General features: G+C 69.2%; 4 protein-coding genes. All 4 read right to left on the reverse strand.

Annotated elements, in window-relative coordinates:
- Positions 1-143: 143 nt before the first annotated feature.
- Positions 144-725: an ATP/GTP-binding protein gene (locus tag ACFWV8_RS38155; RefSeq protein WP_031229389.1), complete on the reverse strand. Its 582-nt coding sequence runs from the start codon at positions 723-725 to the stop codon at positions 144-146.
- On the reverse strand, positions 706-1401 hold the full coding sequence (locus ACFWV8_RS38160) for a DUF742 domain-containing protein (RefSeq protein WP_329381054.1): 696 nt from the start codon (positions 1399-1401) through the stop codon (positions 706-708). Before ACFWV8_RS38160 ends, ACFWV8_RS38155 begins: the two co-directional genes overlap by 20 nt.
- 95 nt (positions 1402-1496) lie before the next feature.
- Positions 1497-1910: a roadblock/LC7 domain-containing protein gene (locus tag ACFWV8_RS38165; RefSeq protein WP_189105601.1), complete on the reverse strand. Its 414-nt coding sequence runs from the start codon at positions 1908-1910 to the stop codon at positions 1497-1499.
- Between the two features lie 10 nt (positions 1911-1920).
- Positions 1921-4415, reverse strand: a 2495-nt coding sequence (locus ACFWV8_RS38170) for an ATP-binding protein (protein WP_384215076.1), incomplete at its 5' end; no start/stop codon positions are given.

The following is a 4415-nucleotide window of genomic DNA, read 5'->3' on the forward strand; positions in this document are numbered from 1 at the left end:
CGGGACGGCTTTTTGCATGTCTATCTGTTAATCGTGTATTTTGGTATGTTTGTTGGGTTCGTTTTTTTGTTTTGCTTCCGGGCCCCGCACTCCTCGGAGTGCGGGGCCTCTGCCGTCTGCCGTTGCCGTCCGGCGGAACCGGTTCAGCGAAGTCGTGCCATGAGCGCGTGTTCCACGAGGGTGATGAGTCCGCTCTTGGCGTCGGCGCGGTGCCGGGCGTCGGTCGTGATGATCGGGGTGTCGGGGCCGATCTGGAGTGCCTCACGGACTTCGTCGGGGGTGTAGGGCTGGTGTCCGTCGAAGCCGTTGAGGGCGATGACGAACGGGAGTCCCGAGTTCTCGAAGTAGTCGACGGCGGGGAAGCAGTCGGCGAGGCGGCGGGTGTCGACGAGGACGACGGCGCCGATCGCGCCGCGCACCAGGTCGTCCCACATGAACCAGAAACGGTCCTGTCCGGGCGTGCCGAACAGGTAGAGGATCAGGTCCTGGTCAAGGGTGATACGGCCGAAGTCCATGGCCACCGTGGTGGTGGTCTTGTCTCCGGTGTGGGTGAGGTCGTCGATGCCGGCGGAGGCGCTGGTCATGACGGCTTCGGTACGCAGCGGGTTGATCTCCGAGACGGCGCCGACGAACGTGGTCTTGCCCACGCCGAATCCGCCCGCCACCACGATCTTCGCGCTGGTGGTTGAGCGGGCTGCACCGCCGCTAGAGCTTGCGAAGTCCACTGAGCACCCTTTCGAGCAGTGTCACATCTGGTTGGCCCCCGGCGGTCTCGTCGCCGCCGGGTTGGTGAATGGCGACAAGTCCGGCCTCCGCCAGGTCGGCTACGAGGATCCGGGCGACGCCCAGGGGGATGGAGAGCAGTGCCGAAATCTCGGCGACCGATTTGATCTCGAAACAGAGCCGGCAGATCCGCTGGTGCTCGGGCAACTGCCCTTGCAGCCTGGACGGATCGGCCGTCGTGCTGACCAGTGCCTCGATGGCGAGCTGGTACCGCGGCCGCGTCCGGCCGCCGGTCATGGCGTACGGACGTACCAACGGGTTGTGCGCGGCGGGCTCCGGCTCCTGGTGGCGCCTCGGCTGAACCGGCTGGATCCGGGGTGTCGGCCGGCCGTACGAGGGTTGCTGTCCGTACGGCTGCTGTTGCCCCTGACCGTACGGTTGCTGTTGTCCGTACGGCTGTTGCTGACCCTGACCGTACGACTGCTGTTCTCCGTACGGCTGTTGAGACTGCTGGTACGTCTGCTGCTGTGGATGATACGGCTGTCCGCCGCCGTCCCACTGCCCGCCCTGACCGCCGTTCCCGCCCGGCGTGGAGGGGGAGTTGAAGTGGTTCCGGGCACGCTCACCCGGGACCTGTCGGCCACCCTCATAAGGATGTCCGCCTGGGGGTGTTGCCACCGTTTCCTCCTCCGACTCCGGTCGCCGGTTTCTGTTCTGTGGAGCCGCGCCACCGAACCCTATGGTGCGATGGCGCGAAACGCACTGTCCGTCTGTTAGTTGAGAAGACTTCCCTGGAGTTCGGCGCGCAGGTCCGGCGTCAGCACCGTCCCCGCCCGGTCGACGAGCAGAGCCATTTCGTAGCCCACCAGGCCGATGTCGGCCTCGGGGTGCGCGAGGACGGCCAGCGAGGAGCCGTCGGAGATGGACATGAGGAAGAGGAATCCGCGGTCCATCTCCACCACGGTCTGGGTGACGGCACCGCCCTCGAAGATCCTGGAGGCCCCGGCGGTCAGCGAGGTCAGGCCCGAGGCGACGGCCGCGAGTTGGTCGGCGCGGTCACGCGGGAAGCCCTCGGACATGGCAAGCAGGAGTCCGTCGGCGGAGACCACCACGGTGTGGGACACCCCGGGGGTGTGCTCCACGAAGTTGGTGATCAACCAGTTGAGATTCTGCGCCGCCTGGCTCATCGGGCTCACACTAACGCTCCTGGTTGTAGGTACTGCCCGGGCCTCGACCCGGTCCGTTCGTATCCGTCCCCGTTGTTCCCGCGTTGCCCGCCCCCGCGTTGCCCGCCCCCGCGTTGCGGCCCCGCTGGACGCCGCGCCGCAGGTTGCTCAGCCTGCCACGTACATCCTCCGGCGCGCGTGAGACCTGGGGGCCGTTCTGCGGCGTCTGCTCCGCGGTTCCCTCGATCAGGTTGGCCTTGGGAACGCGCCGGGGGAGTCCCGACGGGGTGATCCCGCCGGCCTTCGGCTCGCGGAGCTTCTCGGCCCGCTGCCAACGGTCGTCGTTCGTCGAACGCCAGTCGTCCGCGGCGTCCGTCTCACTCCGTCCGTTCTGCGGCGGGGCTGTCGGTGTGTACGTGTCGTCGTTCTCGTTCGTCTGCTGTGTCTCGGCGGTCCCCGCCTGCTGGTCGGGAGCCTGGAAAGCCTGAGCGGGCTTCTTCGGCGTGGCGGCCAGGGGTGAGGTCCCGCCGAAGAGATCGGTCCGACCGCCGGCCTGACCGTTCGACTGCCCCTCGTCCCCGCCGGCCGGCTGCCATGACTGAGGCTTCGGCTGCGAGGTGCTGCCACGGCGCGGCAGACCCGCCCCCGTCATCGTGTGACTGGTGCTCGGCGAGGGCCCCGGACGTTCGAATTCTACGCGCTCCGGGGTGCCCGCCGCAGCGCCGTCGGACGATTCCGATTCGGCCTGCCGGTCCGGCTGGTACCCGCCCTGGTAGCCGTTCTGGTCGCTCCAGCCACCCTGGTCGGCCTGGGGGGCGAAGAGGTTGTCGTAACCCGCCCCGTCCGCCTGAGGAGCCTCGTAGGCCCCTTCCGAATAGCCGCCGCCCAGCGGGTCCTGCTGCGCCTGGTATCCGTCGGCCGTCCGATAGCCGTCCGCGCCGCCCGTCTGGTAGCCGTCGGGGGTCGCGTACGCGTCGTACGCCGCGCCCTCGTAGGCCTGTCCGCCGTCGGCGGCACCTCCCGCGGCGGCGTAGCCGTTCTGGTCGTACGCGGCCTCCTGCGGCGCGTACTGGCCCTCGGTCTGGTCGCCGTAGAGCGGCTGCTCGCCGCCGGGCAGGGCCGTGGCTGCGCCGTTGCCACCGCCCAGGGCCGCGCGGCGCTCGTCGCGCATGAGGGAGCGGTTGACCGGGTCGAGACTGCGCGGATCCGCCGCCCCGGCCCCCTCGTCGTAACGGGAGTCGTCGAAGCCGAGTTCGGCCGCCGTCAGCATCGGCGCCGACAGCTCCCCCGACTCCGGCTCGAACGTCGCGCCCTGCTGCTCCGGAATGATCTGCGAGACGGTGAAGTCGTCGGGCGCCGGCTGCTCGCCGCCGCCACCGTGCGTGATCGCGTCCGGGAGCATGACCAGCGACGTGGTGCCCGCCTGCTCACCGGAGGGCCGCAACTGCACCCGTACGCCGTGCCGGTCGGCCAGCCGGCCGACCACGAACAGCCCCATGCGCTGGGACACCGCGGCGTCCACGGTGGGCGGGTTGGCCAGCTTGTGGTTGATGTCGGCGAAGTCCTCGGCGGTGAGGCCGATGCCCTTGTCGTGGATCTCGATCATCACGCGGCCGTCGGGCAGCCGGGTCGCGGTCACCCGCACCTTGGTCTGCGGCGAGGAGAACGTCGTCGCGTTCTCCAGCAGCTCGGCGAGCAGGTGCACGAGGTCGGTCACGGCCTGGCCGTGGATGTCGGTCTCCGGCACCCCGGTCAGCTCGATGCGCTCGTACGACTCCACTTCGGAGGACGCGGCACGCAGTACGTCGACCAGCGGCACCGGCTGGTTCCAGCGCCGCCCCGGCTCCTCACCGGCGAGGACCAGCAGGTTCTCGCCGTTGCGGCGCATACGGGTCGCGAGGTGGTCCAGCTTGAAGAGGTTCTCCAGCTGCTCCGGCTCGGCCTCGTTGTTCTCCAGATCGGTGATCAGGGTCAACTGCCCCTCGATCAGGGACTGGTTGCGCCGCGAGAGGTTGGTGAAGATCGCGTTGACGTTGCCCCGCAGCATGGCCTGCTCGGCGGCGAGCCTGACGGCCTCGCGGTGCACCTGGTCGAAGGCGCGCGCGACCTCGCCGATCTCATCCCTGGAGTCGATCGGGATGGGCTGTACGCGGGTGTCGACCCGGCCGGGCTCGGTCCGGGAGAGCTGGTCGACCAGCATCGGCAGGCGCTGCTCGGCGATGCCGAAGGCGGCCGTACGGAGCTGGCGCATCGCCCGGCTCATCTGCCGCGCCATCATGCCGGCCAGCACGAAGGCCGCCAGCAGGGCGATCACCACGATCGCGCCGTTGATGATGGCGTCGTTCCTGGCGTCGTCCGAGATTTGCGCGGCGTCCCCGACGGCGTTGTCGACGAGGTCTTTCTCGATGATCGTGTAGCCGTCGAACTTGGCGGTGGTCGCGGCCATCCACGCCGTGGGCGTGACGCCGCGCTCCTCCAGCTGCGAGGGGGTGTCGCCGGTGGCGATCGCGGCGACCATGCCGGCGA

It is taken from the genome of Streptomyces sp. NPDC058665, from assembly GCF_042714995.1.
Lineage (GTDB): Bacteria > Actinomycetota > Actinomycetes > Streptomycetales > Streptomycetaceae > Streptomyces.

Coding starts and splice junctions, on each gene's coding strand:
- ACFWV8_RS38165 (WP_189105601.1), bottom strand. CDS start 1,910: ATGAGCCAGGCGGCGCAGAATCTCAACTGGTTGATCACCAACTTCGTG.